This is a genomic window from Maritalea myrionectae DSM 19524 (assembly GCF_000423365.1).
Taxonomy (GTDB): Bacteria; Pseudomonadota; Alphaproteobacteria; order Rhizobiales; family Devosiaceae; genus Maritalea; species Maritalea myrionectae.
Genome location: NZ_AUHV01000002.1, coordinates 1,063,826 through 1,084,788, shown reverse-complemented (window position 1 = coordinate 1,084,788; position 20,963 = coordinate 1,063,826). Strand labels below are relative to the sequence as shown.

14 protein-coding genes are annotated in these 20,963 nt (G+C 47.7%); 6 read left to right on the top strand and 8 right to left on the bottom strand.

The genetic code is table 11. The features are described 5' to 3' along the window. Window positions 1-272 precede the first annotated feature (272 nt). From G549_RS0105515 to G549_RS19140, 5 genes are all read right to left on the bottom strand, one after another. Entirely contained in the window at window positions 273-4,343 is a 4,071-nt protein-coding gene (locus G549_RS0105515) for a hypothetical protein (RefSeq protein ID WP_027834191.1), read from the bottom strand. A gap of 1,895 nt (window positions 4,344-6,238) precedes the next feature. Continuing rightward, window positions 6,239-7,207, bottom strand: a complete 969-nt coding sequence (locus G549_RS21215; RefSeq protein WP_051213412.1) for a sensor domain-containing diguanylate cyclase — start codon at window positions 7,205-7,207, stop codon at window positions 6,239-6,241. Window positions 7,208-7,308: 101 nt separating this feature from the next. Beyond that, window positions 7,309-9,291 (bottom strand): putative bifunctional diguanylate cyclase/phosphodiesterase, encoded by a 1,983-nt coding sequence (locus tag G549_RS21210; RefSeq protein WP_051213411.1) that lies wholly within the window; start codon window positions 9,289-9,291, stop codon window positions 7,309-7,311. Window positions 9,292-9,293: 2 nt separating this feature from the next. Next, complete coding sequence (locus G549_RS0105490) at window positions 9,294-9,788, bottom strand: putative pterin-binding protein (RefSeq protein ID WP_027834188.1); 495 nt, start codon at window positions 9,786-9,788, stop codon at window positions 9,294-9,296. A 623-nt stretch (window positions 9,789-10,411) separates the two neighbouring features. After that, window positions 10,412-10,819: a nuclear transport factor 2 family protein gene (locus tag G549_RS19140; protein ID WP_027834187.1), complete on the bottom strand. Its 408-nt coding sequence runs from the start codon at window positions 10,817-10,819 to the stop codon at window positions 10,412-10,414. A 72-nt stretch (window positions 10,820-10,891) separates the two neighbouring features. On the opposite strand from G549_RS19140, the gene G549_RS0105475 reads away from it, so the two are divergent. Further along, the gene (locus G549_RS0105475; protein ID WP_027834186.1) at window positions 10,892-11,461 is read left to right on the top strand and encodes a TetR/AcrR family transcriptional regulator; all 570 of its coding nucleotides are present in this window, start codon (window positions 10,892-10,894) and stop codon (window positions 11,459-11,461) included. 295 nt (window positions 11,462-11,756) lie between these two features. Here the strand turns inward: G549_RS0105475 and G549_RS0105470 are convergent, their stop codons facing one another. The 3 genes from G549_RS0105470 to G549_RS0105455 form a co-directional block, all read right to left on the bottom strand. Continuing rightward, window positions 11,757-13,673 (bottom strand): putative bifunctional diguanylate cyclase/phosphodiesterase, encoded by a 1,917-nt coding sequence (locus G549_RS0105470; protein ID WP_169449608.1) that lies wholly within the window; start codon window positions 13,671-13,673, stop codon window positions 11,757-11,759. Window positions 13,674-13,862: 189 nt separating this feature from the next. Continuing rightward, window positions 13,863-14,093: a hypothetical protein gene (locus G549_RS19135; RefSeq protein WP_027834184.1), complete on the bottom strand. Its 231-nt coding sequence runs from the start codon at window positions 14,091-14,093 to the stop codon at window positions 13,863-13,865. Window positions 14,094-14,855: 762 nt separating this feature from the next. Beyond that, window positions 14,856-16,058 carry an ROK family transcriptional regulator gene (locus G549_RS0105455; RefSeq protein WP_027834182.1) on the bottom strand — a complete coding sequence of 401 codons (1,203 nt, stop codon included), beginning with the start codon at window positions 16,056-16,058 and terminating at the stop codon, window positions 14,856-14,858. A gap of 129 nt (window positions 16,059-16,187) precedes the next feature. Here G549_RS0105455 and G549_RS0105450 point away from each other — a divergent pair, with 129 nt between their 5' ends. The 5 genes from G549_RS0105450 to G549_RS0105430 all read left to right on the top strand — a co-directional run bounded on the left by G549_RS0105450 (window position 16,188) and on the right by G549_RS0105430 (window position 20,949). After that, on the top strand, window positions 16,188-16,937 hold the full coding sequence (locus tag G549_RS0105450; protein ID WP_027834181.1) for a glucosamine-6-phosphate deaminase: 750 nt from the start codon (window positions 16,188-16,190) through the stop codon (window positions 16,935-16,937). Between the two features lie 12 nt (window positions 16,938-16,949). Continuing rightward, complete coding sequence (locus G549_RS19130; protein WP_156905480.1) at window positions 16,950-18,080, top strand: N-acetylglucosamine-6-phosphate deacetylase; 1,131 nt, start codon at window positions 16,950-16,952, stop codon at window positions 18,078-18,080. 22 nt (window positions 18,081-18,102) lie between these two features. Beyond that, the gene (locus G549_RS0105440; protein ID WP_027834180.1) at window positions 18,103-19,086 is read left to right on the top strand and encodes a TRAP transporter substrate-binding protein; all 984 of its coding nucleotides are present in this window, start codon (window positions 18,103-18,105) and stop codon (window positions 19,084-19,086) included. Window positions 19,087-19,153: 67 nt separating this feature from the next. Beyond that, window positions 19,154-19,657 (top strand): TRAP transporter small permease, encoded by a 504-nt coding sequence (locus G549_RS0105435; protein ID WP_027834179.1) that lies wholly within the window; start codon window positions 19,154-19,156, stop codon window positions 19,655-19,657. Continuing rightward, a complete protein-coding gene (locus tag G549_RS0105430) occupies window positions 19,654-20,949 on the top strand; it encodes a TRAP transporter large permease (RefSeq protein ID WP_027834178.1) in 1,296 nt (431 codons plus the stop codon). Before G549_RS0105435 ends, G549_RS0105430 begins: the two co-directional genes overlap by 4 nt. Window positions 20,950-20,963: the final 14 nt, after the last annotated feature.

Sequence of the window (20,963 nt, the reverse complement as noted above, 5' to 3'; positions counted from 1 at the left end):
GCCCCAACGATGTCCAAAGAGGGCGGAAAGCGGTCATTGGGGGATTTAGTCACCAGCACTCATTTCGGGCTGGAAGCGGAAGTTAGCTGCGTTACAAGCGAATGGCAGAAACCAGATTTGCAGTAGCTCGACGAGAAACCGATGAAAGCTCAGCAAAACAGACGTCCAAACTGATGAAACCCGGCATCTATTTGACCTTGTCGGGTTTCCAAAACTATATGAGTTGGGTATTGTTTTACGAAGGTAAACTGCCGACTATGCAACAATCTGCCTTAGCTTATAGTTTGGCGCTCCACTTTCAGCATGTTCTCAAGCACTACGACGATTTCTCTTTGATTTGATATGCCAAGCGTCGGCAAGGTCGCAAGTAGGATCGCCAACACTTTCGCCGTTTCATTCGGCTCATACTGCTCCCATGTGTCGGATATAGTTGCCTCATGCAGCGATGGTTGCTTTAGAAGAAACCTTTGTTCTTCCAAAATGAAGCTCCACCTCTCTCTCAACCAAATCAAGACTTGTTTTGACAGAAGGCGGTTTTGGCCCACTAGCTTGCCCGTCTGGATTAGCTTCATTGCAAATTCAAATACTTCACTCGGAGAGAGCGGCAAAGTTTCTTCGAGTTTTTTCCGCGCAAGGTAAAGAAGGCTTGCATAGCTCGTGTAGAAGTCTGTTCCACTGGCTTTGCCGGCCAAACATTCAACCAGTTCGTCCCTCCTTCTAAATCCTTCTGGACTAACCAGAGCAGCCAACAATCTGTCGTAGCTTGCGGCATCATTGTCTAGAATGCATGTAGCTGCGAAGGAAACTATTTGTTGTTCTGTCAACGTGATTAGGGCGTTCATTTCTTCTACAGTGGGTAATGGAAAGCCCCCATAGGTAACGTTCTTCGCGTTGAAGCTTTTTTCCTTTCCACCAAGTTTGATCATAAGAGCATATTCAGCAACGGTGTTTGCAAGCGCCGAGACGAACAATTCGACATCCCTCAGGTGGAAAGCACTATACATCTTCCCTTGAGTTAGCAGAATTAGCCCCTCTCGCACCGGCCCATTGGGAAGGTGGGCATCCAATCCTTTTGTGATGCCGATATCCAGCAGACAATGATTTTCAATTTGAGCGAGCATGTACCAAGACAGTTCTAAAGCGGGTAAAAAACGTTTTCCGATGTCCGAATGCGGCTCTGGGTTACTTACTAGCCCTGGATAAATTCGTGGAATTTCGCCGTTTTCTATGTAGCGCATTTCGCCAGTGGCTTCTTGGTCGAGCCAAAGGAGTATGTGCCTAGATACCGCATGACAATGTGCAGCTCGCAGGGAGCCTTTGGAGTCTAGCGCCGAGAGTTTTTCCAATACGACCGCAATTTCAAGCAAACACGTTTCTCGATCGCCTGCGTGCCAACTAGCCAAAGCTGCATCTGCAAGGAGACCGATGTGCATGGGCACCATGTCCGGCACGCCACACGCTTCTGCTGCATCTGCTCCATACAAAAAGTAGCGCCTTGCTGCTTCTAAGTCGCCTTGCTTCTCTGCGCTAATTGCTGCTTCTCTGCCGAGAAAGGCCTTTTCGGTTTCACTTAGCGGCGCGTCGCCCTCGATCAGTGTGCTGGAGATTTCCAAGCTGGCCTGATGTTCGTTTGCCCGATAAAGAACTTTTGCCTTCGCACGAATAAGTTCTGAATTTGTAGAGCCATAGGCGCCTAATCCTTCGTCGAGAACCGACAATGCAGCTACTTTGTCATTGCCGTACTCATCGAGAATTATTGCTTGGTATTTTCTGCAGGCGACTGCAAGATCCTGCCGTCCCCATCCACTCGCGAGCTGTTCCATATGGGCGTAGGCGGATGAGTGCGCGCTTGGGTCAATCGTATTTGCGTCATGTTCCCTCAGCCACGCGCCGGATATGAGCATGTCAATGTCTACAAGCAACTCAGGTGTGTCATAGGGTTCGAAAATCTTAGCTCGAAATCTTTCATCGCATGACTCGAGGAAATCAAAGGCCGAAACCAACTCATTGATCTTTCGAAGCTGTCGGGCTTGAAAAAGAAACATGAAGCCCACCGTTTGCTCTGGCGTGGACCCTTGGCCCATTTCGCCAATGATATCATTTGGCAGGCTTTCGTCCTGATTTTTAAACAAAACGGCAAGCTTCTGTACTACCTTCCAAAATTGCGGGACCGGGCCGAAGACGGGCTCCGATAGAAGCAATTTCGAATAGATGATTAGAGCCATTCCCGCTCGGGCGTTCGCTTGCGGAATGCGAGCTGTCTCGCGTTCGAAGCACTGAAGTGCCTTCAAAAAGTGATCTGGGGTTTTGTCTTCATAGCAAAGGAGAAGAAGTTGAGCTCCGCGGAATATCTGGCTGATAATGGGATTGTCTTCATAAGCGAATTCATCCGTTCTCATATGCGTGAGCATTAGCAAGTGCGGAGCGATCATCCGCGTGTCAGAGTTGTCAGACCCGATAATCGATAGGCACAGCTTAAGCATTACGGCTTCGTTCTTGCCGACCCAAGCGGCAAGTAAAGCCGAATTCGCTTCGATCGGGTCTATATTTCGTGACTTCACAATTGAGTTTGCAATCTCAAAATTAATTTCCTGCTTTTGTTCAATTGTTAGCGTGGTGTGCGCGAAATTCGACAGTAGCGGCGACAATGAAAATCGATCTCTTTCCTGCTGATCTACCCATGCCCCAACAAATTGATCGAATAGAATTCCTGCGTCAGAAATGGGGGGACTGACTTGGGCGAGGTCAAGCACCAGCTCGCGTTTGAAACCACGCGATGCAAGAGATAGGCGTTCCAAAAGCCGTCGGCTTCCCTCGGGCAATTCTTGAAGAAGGCGTTCCCTCGTGCGGCTGCGGACCTGATCGACTTCCGGATTGCCCACAAGAATTGAGTTGAGCGTTCGGAACTCGTTTGTGTCCCAACCTGCTCGCTGCATACTCTGTATGGCCGCTATTGCGAGCTGTGGGTGCCCCCCACCAGAAATCAAATGAATGTACTTTGCCCATTGTGGTTCTTCGACCCCCAATGAAGTTAGGATTTCCTGCACATCCTCCTCTGTGAAATCGTCCAATATAGTCTCGATGGTGGCTGGCAGGTCAGCAATAAACAGTAAGTCCGAAGGTGCGTTTCTCGGTGCTGTGACGAGCAAAAGCAGATCGCGGCGTTTGCAAACCGACGACAGGTTTAGGAATTTGTCGACAACATCAGGCTCAAAGTTGCATTCAAGATCGTCAATTAGAAGGCCATGAATATCGTGTTCTTCTGCGATGATATTACTCGTGGCCGCAAGAAGGTCGCTAACCTGTTCAGCTGACAGACCTCGCAAGTTAACGCTCGCCCAATTTCCGCCCTCGCGTAGAGCTGCCAAACGCGCAGCGACTGTTTTGCCGACTCCAGCCGCTCCCAATACCCAACTTACGCCGCATTGCTCGAGGGAAGAGACAATGCTGGATATCAGGACCGATCTTTGTGCAATTGCGGCCGGAAGAGGCACGTCATCTATCGGGCGAGGCCGTGCAAGCCTGGACGAAGTCAATTCAGCAGGCTTCGGAATAGAGCCAGCTAGCGCTTTCGCGATTAATTCGTTTTGAGCATCAAGTTGAGCTCGGTTGATAGGAACGTGTGTTGCTGCTTCGAGCAGCTGTTCAAGACTTGCACGGTCAACAAAGCGGTCTGTCTGTTGGGTAGATTTCTCCAAAAGGTGCACCAGAATGTTGCTTACGCATTCACTTGCTTGCGAAGCGGTTCCACCACGAGCTTGGAGCAGGTCGATTATTTTAGCGTGTAGCTGTTGCTTGAGGAATTTGATATCAAGCGCTCCACAATCAAAATGAATGCGCCGCAGGAACTCTTCTCGAAATTTTACATCACTCAGAGAGGCGATAAATGTCTTTGTTTGTCGTGATAGCTTAGAGGCGAGAAGTAAATCTCTCAGAGGAGACACATCACCGGTTCTCGCGATGTTGCGCCAAACCTCTAGAGTTGGAGTGTCGCCAATTCTGTGCTTTGCGGATTTTTCTTTCCCGATCTGCGACGTGGTCAGATGGCGCAGTCTGATCGCCAGTTGTGGATTTTTTTTTCGAAGCTCAACAAAGCTGTCGATCGAAGCGATTATATCGTCAGAATTTATGGTTACGGTGTTGGACGTGCCCTTGATCTGAACCGCGTTCAGCGCATTCTGCGCGGCAATGACATAGTCTTCAGCTGCTTCCAGGAAGAGAAATTCACTTTCATCGAGCTCAATCCATGCAAGGGCGGCTTGATAGACCTGATAGACGTACCCTCCAAGTGAGGCGACGGCTTCGCGATTTTCATTACCCTTCGGGGCTATTGGCTTGTTCATATACGAGTCGCTTCTGCAAGTGCCCACTTAGAATGAAAGGTTAAGGAAGAATATGCAACAAACGTTTACTTTGATCGCTCTTGTCTGCCTCCAGAAGTCGGGTGTTCATTACTGCAAGCTTCCGCACCTATATCCATTTTGGGACAGATCGGAAAACGAATGTCCTTAGTTGGGTAGCTAAGACGGAGCCTCAAAGGTTGGATTTGGTCAAGCATAGCCTGTATTCGTGCGGAAACAGCTGAATGGCAGCTAATGGGATGTATAAACGCTGAGCGTAGCGAAGAATACTTTCTCTGTCGTACTTTAAGAACAACATTCTGATCGATTCAATCTCATAAAAAAACCCGCTAGGGGAGGAATTGTCCCAGCGGGTAAAATTGGCCAATATGCCACAAATCAGGGGGACTGCTTTGTGGTTGGACCAATTCCAAGGTAGCAAAATCAAACATTGGTGTCAAAGGTCCTCTGTCGGAGTCTAACCTCTAATGTTTGCACAAAAATACAGACAGACAGGATTTTTCGACGGTCGATGTTTTGACAGCGAACAGATACGCCAAGCCACTGTAAGGCTACCTCAGTCTCATTTGCATGACGGTTTCACGGTGCCAGTTGGGGAGTGTCAACATAACCTAATCGTCGATGAATTCGTTGGTCAAGGCGTTTTTCCGATTGTCAGCGCTAAGTCTGCAAAGTCGAAAGGTCCAATACAACAGACTGACAATCCCAGTCGCTAAGAACACCAATATAACTTTAATAATCCAATCGATTGTGCTGACGATCACAACTACAGACGTCAGAATGATGGTGATTGCACTTAAGATCAAACACGAGATTGATAATAAATGAAATTTCATTTTAATGGGCATTGGAAATGCTATCTGACATCACATGAAAGTTTAATAGGCGTCAACAGCCTACAACAACGAGTTGCGCCGCTCAAGAAAGTTGCGAAATGTTACTGGGCGATGGCCGAACATCTGCACTTATATGGCACGCAGCTAAGGTTGCATATACAAACAATTGAAAGTGTCAAAACTGCGACCTAGGGCTATCCGCCACTTAACGAAATGAAACACATCTAATGTCTATTGTCGGGATTTTTATCTATTGGCAAACCCAATTTGATTACTCCGGTTTCCAGACAATTATATCGAATATTTTTTCCGATAGTAGGATGAGTATTAAACATAATGGTAATACATGATTTGCCGTTACCTGCCTCAAACTCGATTTGCGTGTATAGGTAATTTGCCTGTTGCCTTAAAACTTTCGCTTCGCCTCTCGCATAGCTTGAGTTCGAGCTCTGATTTGTGAAAGTGATCTCCAGAATATCACGTACACCGCAAAATCGCTCGTGTAATTTACAAACTCATGAGATGTATCAGCGTCAACAGTCACTACATCGCCGAGTTGCATATCATGTAGTCGCCCGGCTATGGATATGTCCGACCTTCCGCGGATAGAGAGGTAGATGATATTAACCCCTTCTGGGGGCGTATAGCTGCTTGTGTGGGGGACATAGAGTTGAACGGAGAGCGTATCAGATGAGAATGCTGGCGCGAACCAAACCCCATTTGGCCACATGCGTGTGGCCGGGCCGGGCAGTTTTTCAATTAAATCATCAAATTTAACCCGCATTGTGTATCGGTCCTAATTAGCTGTTTTTCGAGCTTTCAAGTCTATTACACTGACTTTAAAAACTGGATAATGATGGAAAGAAATTTAATAGTGGTATGTTGCACCTAACTTTGACAATTTTCTGACAAACATAAGTATAGCCCTCTACGCAAAGGCTACTGCGTCGGCAACGCTGCTTAACAGGCCATGCAATAAATCGGCTTAGATAGAAAAAGGGTATGGCTTCCGTAGTTTCGACTAAAGATATGTTTGGAGCTTTATTCAGCCTTGCTCACCTGATTTCGCCCATTTTTTTTCGCTCGGTAAAGCTCATCATCGGCACGGCTCAAAAGCTGATCAAAGGATTTATCCCCCTGTTGGTATTCCGCCACGCCGAAGCTTGCTGTTATCTTGACCAAACGACCGCCATTTTGTGATATCCGCAACCGCATTATGGATTGCCTGAACTCTTCTGCGACTGCTGTACCTTCATCCACTGTGAGTCCAGGCAACAAAAACAAGAACTCCTCACCGCCGATACGCGCAAACATGGCTGAATTGCAGTTTTTTATTGTTGGTACAAAATTGTGAGCTATTTTGGTGATATCTTTAAGGACCCTATCGCCGAGCGCGTGACCGTAAGTGTCGTTTATCGACTTAAAATGATCTACGTCTAACATTGCGATGGTCACAGGTGGCATGTTCTCTTGCTGAAGATAGCTTTCTGCTTCGTAAAAAACATGGCGCCGATTATAAGCACCAGTCAATTCATCCGTAATTGAAAGCTTGCGCAAAGATTGCTCCGCCCGCTTTTGGGCAGTAATATCTTGAAACAATATTTGGATCACCGGCGTTCCATCCCAGGGCAACCGGCTAGTGGTAATCTTGACCAGTCTGTTTGCCTTATCCTTTATTGAGATCACACTTTCGGTTTCGACAGCTTTTTGACAGGCCAAAAAGGCATGTTGCAGCAAGCTATCAACCGAAGAAAACTCATCTTCGCGGATAAAATCTAGAAAATGACGGCCAACCAACTCCGACTTCTGGCTATGCAATAATTGGGATGCCTGGTCGTTGGCATAGAGTATTCCTTGCTGGGTGTGAAAGAGAAGTCCGATGGGCATAGCATCAAGCATCGCACCAAGTCGCTGCTCGGTATCGAACAGTGATTCTTGCGTTTTGATAATCGTGTTGACTTCATCAATATCATCCGCAAATAGGTCGAACTCGTCCACTTTGTCTCGCATGCTTCAATGTTGAACTAAGGAGAAGTCTCGCACAAAATACTTAAGAAATATCATGGGTCAATTAACACGAATAGCGACTTCAATCGTACAGAGGTGGTTAATTAGCATCGCTCAAGCACAGCATGAGGTTTCATTTGGATGTCTCTTAACACTGGCAACAATTCATTGAAAGGAATGGGTCGACTGTATAAAAAGCCCTGACCTATATCACACCCAATATTGGCAAGTTTAGCTTCCTGCTCCGGAGTTTCAATACCCTCGGCAATTACGCGCGCGCCTATGTCTTTAGCCAGAATTCTGACACCCCGAATAATGGTCCAATTAACCGGGTTCTCTCGTGCCGCTTCAGTGAAGGAGCGATCAATTTTAAGCTCGTTCCATTTGAACTTGGTGAGATAGGAAAGTGCCGAATAACCTGTACCAAAATCGTCGAGCGCTATCGATACACCCAACCTCTTTAGCTGATTAAGCCGCTCCACAACCGCCTCAGTATCCGAGATGATAACCGATTCAGTCACTTCGAGGGTTAGACGACTGGGCGTCAAACCGCTTCGCTCTAGAATTTCCTTCACTTCATCAATCAGCTGATTATCGTGCAATTGAACAACGGACAAATTTACCGAGACCTTCAACTCTTCTGGCAGCTGACTGGCGTGATAGCAGGCTTGTTTTAGAATAGACCTTCCCAAGCCCACCACATCACCGCAGCTTTCAGCAATTGGAATAAACTCAGCTGGAGAAATCCATCCAAATTCAGGGTGCTTCCAACGTGCCAGTGCTTCGACACCAAATACCCGGCCCGACCTTAGGTCAATCTGCAACTGGTAATAGGGCGTGATATCTCCAATTGCCACTGCTTTAGATATATCGCGTTCGATTCGTTGTCGGCGTTGTAAGTTGGATCGCATGCTTGGCTCAAACTCTAGAACCCTGCCTTTATCGCCAGCTTTTGCCTCTGTTAAAGCGAGATCGGCATCTAGCACAAGGTTTTCGTACTCATCAATCCCTATCCACCTAGCGGCATAGCCAACTGTAGCGTCAACCGCCATATTGCCGAATTCGGTGTCAAATGGCGTCTCAAACTGCTCTATTAAGTTTTCAGCTATACTGCGGGCACTTGATGCATGATCCAGTTCCGTCAGAATGAGGAATTCGTCACCGCCAAGTCTAGAAACCAAACAGTTTTCGTCGATTTTTGCTGCCCATTTCAAAAGACGCTCTGAAACACTGACCAAAAGTTTGTCGCCGGCAGGATGGCCGAGCAAGTCGTTGATTGTCTTAAAGCCATCAAGGTCGAGTGTATAAACAGCCACCAATTTGTGGCTTTGGTCGCTACCAAACACAGTTTGAAACCATTCTTCCAGGGCCGACCGATTGGGTAGACCCGTTAAGGAGTCATGACGGGCAAGATACGAGAAGTCCTTAGCATTTTTTTCTGCTGCTATTTTGGCGCGATGCATCAGGGCATTCTGACGTATCACAAGTCCAATTAATGCGGCAGCGCCTGCCAACAAAGCCAATATTACCAGCCGATGATGAAACTGCCTTTGTTCGAGTTCACTCCTTACAATGTCAGCTTCGGCGACAGCGATAGTGTGAGCATCCGAGCCAATTCGGTCTATGATAGGAGCCGCTTGTTCAAGTACTGAAAGCACCTTTTTCTGTGCCTTCGGCTGATCCAGGTTGTCAACATCCTCAGCAATACTGGAGATCAGAGTTCGGAGCTCTTCAAACCGGGCCCGCTGGCGAGGGTTCCGGTCTAACACAAGTTCTGAGAAGCCACCTGAATCCCAAGTTTCAATGCGACTAAGAATTATTTCATAAAATAGGCGCGCCTTCTCAGCGTCCACTTCGTCTCCGAGTGCGGCAAAACGTGCGGCAAACTTTTCGAATTGAGCAGCCTCAATGCGACCATTCGCACCCGTCCAGCTAACATCGTAATGCATAGAGCGGGAAACTGCGTCCTCTGATGCCGCAAACAACGTGACCTGAAGAATTGCAGCCACCAGGAGCGTGCCAAGTGCACAAAGCGCAAACACTCGACCTTTAGCCCATCCAAGTTTCAGTAGCCGAAGTAAACTCATTTCTATTCGATTGTGATCGTGCGCACTTGCCAGGCGGAACGCGTGTAATACAGTTCAGTTTTTAGGAATTTGTCCGAGTCATAAGGATAAATAACAAAAAGCGGCCCCTTGTTAGACACGGGCATGGCTTGGCCATTCTTGCGTGACGCGAGAATTACACCATGCTTTGAAAAATCCTCAATAGGTATTTCCGTGCTATAATTGTTAAGCGCAACAACATATGCACTGTCTCCGCTGGCCCCTACATGTTCCATTAGGTCAACAAGAGGAACGCCTTCAAAGGTTTGCTTGCCATCATGCCAGGGCGTTGTGGTCACGATGGTATCCATCCCTAAAGCTTCAAGTTGCTTTAGGGTGAAATATCGTGGCTCCGAACCAGCAATTTCGCCATCGATTGTTAAGATGACTTTTTCTTCGTTTGCAATCGATGACAAAGGTGCAAAGGCAAGAAACATCGTTGTGAGAACGACAAACAGTTTTTTTGGCTTCAAATTCATTTGGGCCCCCTTAAACGGATATTTTTACATATCTTCTTGGGCCCACTTTACGGACTACCCGGTTACGCTTTCGTAAATAGCTAGCAGATAGATTTTTCTTTTATAGTCACGGTTTTTGTTCGGGTTCAACTTGGCAAGCCAAATTCTTGGCGGGCCATGTGCAGGGCGTTGCAAATTATATGGTTCCATTGGCCGCTTTAGGGAATTCAAATCAAATGTCCCAATGTCTGCTTTTGGGATCTATGTATAAAAACTTGTTGGCCGAGAGTAGGAGCATCTTGGTAGTTTGGCACGGCGTAATGCCCAACGCGCAAAAGCTGCCAATGAGCAACTAGAACCTGTCCCAATATGAATTGGAACCCTTATTAAGGTTGTCGTTGATCGGTTGAGGGAATCAAAGTCCTGTTTTGAGCAGCAACCGTAACCTCGCCTGACAAGCCACCCTAAACTGCTCCAACTGCGTTAGCGCGGGATAGTTTCAACGGTAATTTCTTTGCGTCAACAATCGAGGTCGAGGCGGAAACGTTCTGATGCCGATCATAAATTGTAGGGTTAATTGCCCTTAATTTTTCATGTTACCTTCCGTTTTTTCCTACTTTGTCCGCCTCGGAGGGGACATACTCTCAGAGAGCATCGAAACAATCATAGTTGCGAAGTTTAATGACCTTTCCCTCGCGAAATTCGAAAATAGCCATGCATTGTGCTCTAAGATTCTGCCCTGCTCGCAAGGGTGGAATATCCTTTACGACGGTTCCGTGCCAGACCATTTCCAGAACCACGATATCTCCGCGTGCGACAGTATTGAGGATATCGTATTTCTGTTGTTCGATAATCCCCTTGGACTTTTCAATATCTGCGGTCAATGCGTTTAAGTCGCGGACCTGACCTCTCGGCTTGAATGCATTTGGCATTTCGATCTGCTCGACGTTCGGGGCAAAGAACCCTTCCATCCTGCTCCCATCCATAGCTTCGACAGCACGAACAAAACTCAAGGCTGCTTTTACATTTTTATCTTCGTGAGTTGATTGCATTTTGTTACTCCTCTAGAATATTGTTCTAGAAGCACTACTAGAACATTGTTCTAATCTCGTCAAGGATTCATCATGACCAACCGTCGACAGGACATTTTGGATGCCGCTCTGCCAATTTTCGTTGAAAAAGGATATATTGGCACAACCATCGCCGATATTCGCAAGGCCAGCGGTGCCACCACAGGCAGCATCTATCATTTCTTTTCCGGGAAGCCGGGCCTGGCCATCGCACTTTGGAAAGATGCAAACGCCCTATGGATTTCGCGAGCCGAAGCCCGGCGCCAATCTCGTACGCCGAAGGAAATGGTAACGACAACTGTGCGGGGGCTCATGGAGTGGGCCACGGCGAACCGGAACCTGTTTCTGTTTTTCGAAGAGTTGCGTATCCGTGCCCATTCAGATCCTGAATTGCGACCTATTCTCGACGAGATAATACTCACTCATGAAGCCGCAGCTGAAATCTATCGCGTTTGGGTGGCGCAGGGACAGGTTCGTGATATCGAGTGGCCCATCGCTTCCGCTCTTATCGTGGGACCGGCATATGACTATCTCAGAAAATGCGGGCACATGTCCGATCACAGTGTGGCTATCGATATGCTGGTGGAGAACGCCTGGAATTCCGTGATTCGTGACACCAACTAAAGCAATCATTCGTACGCGTACCGGTAACGCGATCGGAGAAACACACCTCGATCCACCTGTGAAATGCCGTTACTAGGGTCAAAGCTTAATGATCAATCAAAACGTAGTTCATTGAGTTTTGAACCGAGGCCATCGAACGTCTGCTTCTGGGAATCGCGACCCTAGAAGCCCAATGTCGGGCTTAGGCCACTTGTAGGCATGTCGCTGGAAGTTTTTTCCGCATTTCTCGAAGGATTTTCAAAGTATCGAGACAAAGGCTGCAGTTGGTCAGTTCGATTGCACAAGTGTCGCGTGACTACATCTGTTTGTTGACAAACGCTAAAGTTTGCTCAGGCAGTAATGGGACAGAAAAGTAGTATCCTTGGAATGTTGTGCATCCAAGTTGCTGCAACGCTTGTAACTGACCTTCGCTCTCAATGCCTTCTGCTATACAGCCGAGTCCAAGTGATTTGCATAAAGTGATAAGCGTGGAGGCAATTATTTTTCCCTTTTCATCTTCTATTGTCGCCTGCACAAAACTTTTATCTAGCTTTACGTGATCCAGCGGTAGCTTTTGAAGATAGCTTAAACTTGAATTGCCCGCGCCAAAGTCGTCCATTGCAATTGACACACCAGCTTCTCTAAACGCTTTTAAGCGCGAGGTTGATAGTTCGTAGTTTTTCATCACAGCTGTCTCTGTGATCTCGATGGTAACCCTTTTGCTATCAATGCCATGTTTTTTGCAAAGTTGCAGAAGAGTTTCAACAATACCTTCGTTTGCTATGTCTATTGGTGAAATATTAAGGCCAATTTTCAGATGGCAAGGCCACCTTTTAGCTTCCACGAAGGCTTTCTCAAAAATGATGCTTGTAATTGTATGAATCATTCCTGATGTTTCCGCAACTGGAATAAAATCGTCGGGCGGTACATTTCCAAGAGCAGGGCTCTGCCAACGTGCTAAGGTTTCAAACCCAACCAGTCTATTCGTGGCGCAATTCCAAATAGGCTGGAACCGAACTGACAGCTCAGTTTGGAGGTCCGCAACCGCTAAGTGTTTTGAAATTCGCGCCGTCGACAAAATGTAATCTGAGTGTTGATTTTCAAAGAAAACAACATGACCGCGTGAAAATTGTTTTGCATAGCACAATGCAAAATCTGCTTGCTCAAAAAGGTCCTCGCCAATATCGCTATCATCAGGAAATGTTGCAACGCCAATGGTGCCACCGATTTTAGTTCTAATGTGTTCAACTGTGATTGGCTTATTAATCGCATCTAAAATCTGCAAACCAAGCTTTTGTGTTTCAGCTTGGTTTGAGGTAAAACAGATAACTCCAAACTCATCACCACCGAGTCTTGCAAAATAGCAGTTGCTAGGAACCGCTTTAGAAATTCTGGTTGATACACGTTTTAGTATTTTATCTCCATATCCATGCCCGTATAAGTCGTTTATCGGCTTAAAATCATCTAAATCGATCAACATGAGAAAAAGTGTCTTCGGTGGTTTTGAACTTGAAAAACTCGTCTCAATGGTGAGCCTGTTGAAAAAGCTCCTGCGATTTGAAAAGTTCGTTAAGGGGTCTATATTTGCCAGTGTATTCATTCTGGCATTCGCTTTTTTGAGACGGGCTTTGCTTTCTACAGCATTGCGAAAATACCGGTCCCTGTTGGCAATCACAAAAACGAGCGTCCCGACAACCATAATGAGATTGATTGCAATTGCGTCATAGGTGTGATTGCCCAGCAAAAATAGAAAAACTGAAGCGGGAATGGCCGAAAAACAAGCTAAAACGATGGATGCCCTTGGTATGGAGACCAGGCAGAATATGCAGGCCATTATTGTCATTATTATAAAGAAAATAATGTGATATCTTGCATGAATACCGGCATGTTGAAACAATAAATACGCCCATATGCTTAAAATGATGGAAAGTGCTCCAGTCACAGCTATGGTGATACCTAGAGATTTTCTAGCATTGACAGCTTTTACGCCTCTCGGTCTCAATCGAATCCATGCGATCATTCTTATGGATCCGGCAAGAATTAGAATGCCAGGAAGAACTACTGTCAAAAATAATGGGGCTTGACCATACAAGTTCCTGCAAAGAACAAGCATATTGATAATCAGTATTCCATACATTAGTGGAATTTGGCGCTGGGAGGCGTATAGCCGCTCTACGACCAGCTGATCTGTTTCATTGATAAATAGGAAATGGTTCTTTATCGCTTTGATCAAGTCATTTGGCATATCGATGATCGTCCCAACTCCCCCAAGTATCGACAATAGTCTGAGACTATTTCGGGATTGTTAATTGTTTGGACGATTTTGCCGATGTGAGCCAGTTCATTGTTTAGTTTTTGAGTATTTACTCTGCTGGCCCCAGGCGCTTTATTCTCATTTCATTGTTAGCGTTTTGCGTGCAATTCAGCTTTGCTGTTGAGCGGCGTTCCGCTGAGTTGCGCGCACACGGTGCAATCTATGGCGCATGGTTGAGAGCGTTTTGGCCTTCGCCTGATCAGCGGCAAGCTCCTGTTCAGTACGCTCATAAAGCGGCAAATAGACCATGCCGGCATCGCCCATTTCATCGATACGGGCGGCAAGCGTATCAAGCGCCCACTTCCAGATTTTTATGCGTTCGAATGGGTCTTGTGGCATATGTGTGCTTGCAGTTCTAAATGGAAGCTTTCGCACAGCAGAACAGTATTTTTTAACATCAAAATTGTCTGCCAAGCCAACTTCGCAGGCGATCATTTTTTCCTGGTCGGATATAAGCCGGTATCGGGGCAAGCCGATTTGTCCATTCGCGGAGCTTTTCCGTCTACAGGCCAGTTAGGTCAGACGTTATGGATGTTGGAAAGTATCGCAATTGCGCCCTCCTGGAGAATGGGTGCTATACCCGACCTTGTCTGGCGATCGATAACATGACTTTTCCATAACTTAAAGTATTTAGGCCATTTCGCCCTATATAACAGACGTCAGCTTTTGGGATTGAGTGGTCAACAAACATACCAAAGTGCTCAAAGCCAGCTTCCAGATTGGACTATAATCGAGATTTTTGACGTAGAATACGGGCATTCTTTTGTTGCCAATCGGTCGTAACCGGAGCGCTTGCCTGAGTGGGACATTTACTCAAATCCTGAGAGATTAGCCTTCGAGAATTGCTAGTTTGAATTTTCTCTGATCAAGCTGAGTGTCAAACTGCTTTGGAACTTCAAACGACCTAAAAAGAACGGACGCCTTTAGTCGATCTAAAATAACCAAAGTTTGGTAGGCGCAATAAGCATTGCCAAGTTCATTTATTCAAAACGATTTCACTTGGCACGATTTTGGTTAGGATATCCAGTCCGGATTTCATAGTTAGGTTGACATGGAAACAATGTCCGGCGACCAAGAATTCGAAGTCCCCAGACTTTGGGTTCAATCGGCGCAAAGTTCGCCTAAACGTTTGCTAAAATGGTGTGCGGCGGCGCCGATCAACTCGTCGGCATTATGCTTATCGCCAGCGACGATTTGTGGACGCATATCTTTGGTGATCAGCGAATTGGGCGGCAGGGCGTTCTCAAACGCAGCCAAAAGTCGCTTGAAGATCGCTTCATTGTGGGTGAACGGGCCGGTGAGTACGATTTCATCAGGGGTGAGCGTGAGCACCACATTGCGTAAGGTGAGAGCCATCAGCTCGATTTGGCGGGCATAATCCTGCTCATTATCTTTTTGGTCTAGATAGGTTTGAAACCGACGCTCATCGATGGGCATATCCGGGTCTGACGATTTTTGTTTGAGCGCCCAAAGGCCAGCCTCAGCTTCAACACAGCCGACCATGCCGCATTTACAAACGGCAGTACTGGCCTGATCCACACAGCAATGGCCGATTTCGCCCAAGCTGGAGCGGCGACCATTTTCTTGCTCACACACATAAGCAGCGCCGATACCCAAACCCCAGTGGACGAGCACCATGCTTTGAGTTTTCTGCCTCAACCGCTTGTCAAAACGCGCATGTAACTCGCAATTTAGGTTTTTCCGCACACCCACCGGGGTTTGCAGCTTTTGTTCGAGAACATTGAGGTCTAGCCCAAGCAGCTTTGGCCAATAGATGGAATAGACCCACTTCTTTTCGGTCTCATTCACAATGCCGGGCAGTGAGATGGAATAGCCTGCGAACTGCGCGCCCTTGGGCAAATTGATCATGCATTCATGATAGAGGGCTTCCATGATGGTGATAAAACGGTCTGGATCGATGCTATCGGCGACAGTTTTTTCGCTTGCGACATGCAGAACTTCGCCCGCCAAATTGACGGCCGCACAATGGATGGTGCGCGAAACAGTGTAACCGACGAGCGCCACCAACCGATTCACAATTGGGGATAAAACAATCTCCGGGCGACCCTTTTGACTGATTTCTTCCGGGCGTGATTCTTCAACGAGACCTGTTTCAATTAAATTGAGAACCAGCTTGGAAACCGTGGCAGGGCGGATGCCCGTATCTTCTGCAATTTTCTTTCGGGTTTGGAAGGGCTGGGCGCAAATCATTGAAAAAATTCGGCCTTTTCGGCCCGCAGGCATGTCATGCCCGTCAAAATTAAACTGCTTAGAATAATGGCTAAGCATCGGAATAATCGTCATAAATTTAGTCCCATCTCCATCATGCTCACTATGCAGCGAAAATTTTCAAAAAAAAACTCATAAGCATGATTTTTATTTATTGACAAAAATGTATTTAATTACGAATATGGAAATAAATAAGGAGTAGCCATGAAAATTTCAATATCTGACACCAAAAAACAAAATGGCGCATTGGCAGCAGAGGCGGGGGCGAAAGCCATCCGCACAGCGATTGCTGAAAAAGGCCATGCGCGGATTATTTTGGCGACTGGTGCAAGCCAATTCGAAATGCTGGAAGCATTGGTGCAGGCGCCAGATATTGATTGGGCCAAATGCGACATCTTCCATTTGGATGAATATGTTGGCATTGGCGAAGATCATGGCGCGAGCTTTGTGCGCTATTTGCGCGAGCGTTTTATCGCAAAAGTTCCTGCGGTAGCGGCGTTCCATGCAATTGACGGTCAGGCGGCAGATATGAACAGACAGATCGAGGTGCTTAACGTCGCGATCTCTGAGGCGCCCATTGATGTTGCGTTTGTTGGGATTGGTGAAAATGGCCATCTTGCCTTCAATGATCCGCCAGCAGATTTCGAAACTGAAGTGCCATATATGGTCGTGACGCTTGATGAGGCGTGTCGCCAGCAACAGGCTGGAGAGGGTTGGTTCGAAAACCTCGCCGCGGTGCCAGAGCAAGCCATTTCCATGAGCGTGCAGCAAATTTTGAAATCGAAAGTGATCATTTGCACTGTGCCGGATGAACGCAAATCGGATGCGGTGAAGGGGGCTGTAGAAGGGCCTGTGAGCAATCTATGTCCAGCATCAATCATGCAAACTCATGACCAGACTTATGTGTTTTTGGATGCTGCGGCGGCCAGCAAACTGAGCGAAAGCGCAGCATAAGTGGCGGATCAAATGGTTCATATGCCTCAAATTGCGCCCCATAATGCAGATCCGACACTGCTGCAAAAGCAGGCAGAACAGGCTGGCATGGCTTCAGTGGGCGAAGCTGTGCTCAGCTATGGCCTGATTGATCTGCAAGTGAATGGTTTTGCCGGTGTGGATTTTAACCGTGCGCCGATCACGGCGGATCAGCTGGATTTGGCATTGGCGCAATTGGCGCTAACCGGGGTGACATCGGTTTTGCCGACCCTGATCACCGGAGCTGACGAACATTTGGAGCAAACACTGGTTGCGCTTGAGCAGGCAGTGAACCAATCAAAACTTGGCCCTCATATGGTGCTGGGCTATCACATTGAAGGGCCATTCCTTTCCCCACAAGATGGTTTTTCAGGTGCCCACAATGCAAACCATATGGGGCCAGCCCGTATCGCGCTTTATGAGCGGCTGCAAAAGGCTGCCAACGGCAAAATCAAATTGGTGACCGTTGCTCCGGAGGTGACAGGCGTTTTGACGCTGATCCCACAATTGGTGGCGCAAAATATCTGCGTGTCACTGGGGCACACGGCCGCCAATGGCGAGCAGGTGAATGACGCGGCGTCAGCTGGGGCGATGCTCTGCACCCATTTGGGCAATGGCTTGCCGCAGCAAATGCACAAAACGGAAAATCCGCTTTTTTGGCAATTGGCTGAAGATCGACTGTTTGCCACGTTCATTGCAGATGGCATCCACGTGACCAAAAGTGCATTGCAAACCATGTTGAGGGCCAAAGGTGTGGAACGATCAATTCTATCGACAGACGCTGTGTCAGCGGCAGGGGCGGAAATGCCAACCGGGCTTTACACACTTGGCGAAGCTGAGGTGGAGCGCGATGCAGGTGGCACGGTGCGCATTCCGGGTTCCAAATATCTTGCCGGTTCATCCACCACCATGGATCAAATGGTGTGCAATGTGATGGATTGGTATGGCTATTCCTTCGTGGATGTGCTGACAATGACCAGAGCCAACCCTTTGAAAGTGCTCGGCAAACAGCCGGAGAACTTAAACTCAAAAACAGAACAGAATTTTGTGGAATGGCAGCGCCATTCGACGGGCCTTGCGGTGAAACGCGCCTATGTGGGCCCTTACAAAATTGAACGTAAATAATCGTGATTGTGAGGAGGAAACTATGTCAAAAATGATCACAAAACGCTGCCTAATGATGGCGGCAACATTGCTGTTCAGCAGCGCCACATTGGCAAATGCGCAAACTGTTTTGCGCTTGGCTGAAAACCAGCCAGAATCCAACCCTGTAACCGTGGCGATGCACCATTTCGCTGAATTGGTGGACGAATATTCTGACGGTAGCGTGAAAGTTGAAGTCTATTCAGGCGCGCAGCTCGGACAGGAAGTGGAAACCATTGAGCAAACCCAATTGGGCATCATCGACATGGCGCGGGTAAACACTGTGCCTTTGGCCAATGTGTCACCATCTGTCGGCGTGTTCACCTTGCCTTACATCTTTAAAGGCAAAGAGCATAAATATGCAGTGTTGGACGGTGAAATCGGCCAGCAAGTGCGCAAAGATATGGAAGCAACAGGTGTTGTTGGCTTCGACTTTATGGAAGCGGGCTCACGCAGCTTCTATACCCGCGAAGGTTCACCCATCAATTCGATCGACGATTTGAACGGCTTGAAAATTCGGGTGCAAAGCTCGCCGATTTCAATCCGGATGGTTGAATTGCTTGGTGGCGTGCCAACACCAATGAACTATGGTGAAGTTTATTCTAGCCTGCAAACTGGCGTGATTGACGGCGCGGAAAACGACTTTGTGAGCTTCTTGACCTCTGGTCATTATGAAGTATCAGCAAACTATGTGATTGATGGTCACTTGAGCCCACCAGCCATTTTGATCATGAACAAAGCCAAGTTCGACAGCTTGTCACAGGGAGATCAGGACGCGATTTCAAAAGCGGCGAAAGATGCTGCTGTTTATGAGCGTGACTTGATGTTCACCGCCAATGAAGAAGCGCGGGCGAAAGTTGAAGAAGCGGGCGTAACCGTATCAGAAATTGACAATGGCCCATTCCAAGAAGCCATTTTGCCAATCTATGACGAGTTCCCGCATCTTTCTGACTTGATTGAAAAAATCCGCGCAGTTGACGCTGAATAATTCATGATAAAACGAGTGAGGGCAGGCTTGTGCTTGCCCTCATTTTATGCGGCGGGGAGGCAAATCAATGATCATGATTGCAAAAACAATAGACGGCTTAAATGTCGTGGCCGAATTTGTGTGCCACCGTTTGCTTGAATTGATCGTGTGCGTCACCTTTTTTCAGGTGGTGATGCGCTATGTATTCAGCAATCCCACCAAATGGTCAGAAGAAACGGCCATGATCTGCTTGGTTTGGTATGGCATGATCGCCGCAGCAATTTGCGTGCGTCGCCACCAACATATCGCCATCACATTTTTCCGGGACTTGGCCGGACCGCGAATATCGCGCTTCCTCGATATTGCAGCACAAGTGGCAGCATTTATCTTCGCGCTTGTCTTGATCTATTCCGGTTTGAAACTAACGGAACTGACGGGTGCTGTGAAACTGCCTGCGTCCGGTTTTCCGAAATCCACCCTTTATATGAGTGCGCTTGCAGGCGGAGCGCTGATCTGCCTCAACGTGATTGCAAATCTGATCACAAATTCACTTGATTTGCCTGGTTTCCAGGAGGGGAGAACAAGCGCGTGACCCAACAAACTTTCGGTGTTTTTCTATTGCTGGGCAGCTTTTTGGGCCTGTTGTTTGCGCGTGTGCCGGTGGCCTTCTCCCTTGGGCTATCCTCGGTGATCACCGCGACTTATTTGGGCCTGCCATTGATGATGATCGGCCAACGCATGGTCAATGGCCTGTTCAGCTTTACCTTCCTTGCGGTGCCGTTCTTCATTCTCGTCGGGAACATCATGACCGAGGGCGGAATCTCCGACAGGCTGGTGAAATTTGCTGACGTGCTGGTGGGGCGCTTCCGAGGCGGCTTAGCGCAAGGTAATGTGGTGGCTAGCACATTCTTTGGCGGTATTTCAGGCTCGTCCGTCGCCGACGTGGCGTCCATCGGGTCATTCCTGATCCCCGCCATGAAAAAACGGGGCTATAGCTCAGAATATTCAGTAGCCGTTACGGTGACTTCATCGGTGCAGGGCGTGTTGATCCCGCCCAGCCAGAACATGATTTATTATGCCTTGGCCGCAGGGGGGATTCCGATTGGCCAGCTTTTCATCGCTGGCTATGTGCCGGGCATTTTGCTGTCCGTTTCGCTGATGGTGCTGTGCTGGATTGCGGCGATCCGCCATGATCACCCTAAAGGTGACAAATATGGCTTTAAAGAAAGCATTGGCATTATGAGCCGTGCCTCCATCGGCCTGTTCACTATTGTGATCATCATTGGCGGCATCATTGCGGGCATTTTCACCGCAACTGAATCTGCTGCTGTGGCCGTGGTTTATGCGCTATTGGTGACAATATTTATTTATCGCACCATGGATCGCACAAAAATGCGCCGCATCATGTCCTCAACGCTGTCATCGCTGGGCATGGTTGTGTCAATTATCATGACATCATCCGCATTTGGCTTTTTGCTATCCTACCTGAAAGTGCCAACCATTTTGGCCGAATTCATCTTGGGCATGTCATCAAACCCAATCGTGATTTTGCTGTTGATCAATCTGCTGCTGCTGGTGCTGGGCATGTTGATGGATATGGGCGTTCTGATCTTGATAATGACCCCAATCTTGCTGCCAATCGTGCTGAAAATCGGCGTCGACCCCATCCATTTCGGCATCATTATGATTTTGAACTTGGGGATAGGCGTGTGTACGCCGCCAGTCGGCACCTCACTCATGGTCGGGTGCGGGATCGGTAAGGTGAAGATTGAGAACACGATCAAAAGCCTGATGCCTTTCTATATGGCCATGGTGATCGTGTTGTTGCTGGTTACATTTATTCCCGCATTTTCCTTGGGCTTATTGTCCATTCTCAACAATTAGCCGCGACTGAGTGG

Excerpts from the sequence above, each read along its gene's own strand:
- G549_RS0105450 (WP_027834181.1), top strand. The coding sequence starts at position 16,188 with ATGAAAATTTCAATATCTGACACCAAAAAACAAAATGGCGCATTGGCA.
- G549_RS0105490 (WP_027834188.1), bottom strand. The coding sequence starts at position 9,788 with ATGAATTTGAAGCCAAAAAAACTGTTTGTCGTTCTCACAACGATGTTT.
- G549_RS0105515 (WP_027834191.1), bottom strand. The coding sequence starts at position 4,343 with ATGAACAAGCCAATAGCCCCGAAGGGTAATGAAAATCGCGAAGCCGTC.
- G549_RS21215 (WP_051213412.1), bottom strand. The coding sequence starts at position 7,207 with ATGCGAGACAAAGTGGACGAGTTCGACCTATTTGCGGATGATATTGAT.
- G549_RS19130 (WP_156905480.1), top strand. The coding sequence starts at position 16,950 with ATGGTTCATATGCCTCAAATTGCGCCCCATAATGCAGATCCGACACTG.
- G549_RS19135 (WP_027834184.1), bottom strand. The coding sequence starts at position 14,093 with ATGCCACAAGACCCATTCGAACGCATAAAAATCTGGAAGTGGGCGCTT.
- G549_RS0105475 (WP_027834186.1), top strand. The coding sequence starts at position 10,892 with ATGACCAACCGTCGACAGGACATTTTGGATGCCGCTCTGCCAATTTTC.
- G549_RS0105455 (WP_027834182.1), bottom strand. The coding sequence starts at position 16,058 with ATGACGATTATTCCGATGCTTAGCCATTATTCTAAGCAGTTTAATTTT.
- G549_RS19140 (WP_027834187.1), bottom strand. The coding sequence starts at position 10,819 with ATGCAATCAACTCACGAAGATAAAAATGTAAAAGCAGCCTTGAGTTTT.
- G549_RS0105440 (WP_027834180.1), top strand. The coding sequence starts at position 18,103 with ATGTCAAAAATGATCACAAAACGCTGCCTAATGATGGCGGCAACATTG.
- G549_RS21210 (WP_051213411.1), bottom strand. The coding sequence starts at position 9,291 with ATGAGTTTACTTCGGCTACTGAAACTTGGATGGGCTAAAGGTCGAGTG.
- G549_RS0105435 (WP_027834179.1), top strand. The coding sequence starts at position 19,154 with ATGATCATGATTGCAAAAACAATAGACGGCTTAAATGTCGTGGCCGAA.